The sequence below is a fragment of the Curtobacterium sp. 18060 genome, from assembly GCF_902706105.1.
Classification (GTDB): Bacteria; Actinomycetota; Actinomycetes; order Actinomycetales; family Microbacteriaceae; genus Curtobacterium.
Genome location: NZ_CACSJV010000137.1, coordinates 1 through 400, shown reverse-complemented (window position 1 = coordinate 400; position 400 = coordinate 1). Strand labels below are relative to the sequence as shown.

The window sequence follows — 400 nt, the reverse complement described above, 5'->3', positions numbered from 1 at the left end:
CGGGAGAGGTCGATGCCCAGGCCGGCGCGCACCCGGTCCGAGAAGAAGGTGAAGCCGCCCGAAACCAGCAGCGTGGCGAGGCCGGCCGCCTTGGCGGCGTCGATGAGTTCCTTCGCACCGGGATTGAAGCGCAGCCGCTCGCGAAACACCTGTTCCATGTGCTCCACGCCCACGCCGCGCAGCAGCGCCACGCGCTGGCGCAGGCTTTCCTTGTAGTCGGTGATCAGGCCCTGCATGGCGGCCTCGGTGATCGCGGCCACCTCGGCCTTGCGGCCGGCCGCGTCGGCGATCTCGTCCACGCATTCGATGTTGATGAGCGTGGAATCCATGTCGAAGGCGATCAGCTTGAAGTCCGCGAGGCGCAGGGGCGGCTGGATGCCCTGAACGGTGAGGCCGGGGG

At 68.8% G+C, this 400-nt stretch carries 1 protein-coding gene; it reads right to left on the bottom strand.

Features of this window, described 5'->3' with window-relative positions; translation table 11 throughout:
- Positions 1-400: HAD-IB family phosphatase (locus GVL05_RS19925; RefSeq protein ID WP_159574255.1), on the bottom strand; the 400-nt coding region annotated here is incomplete at both ends.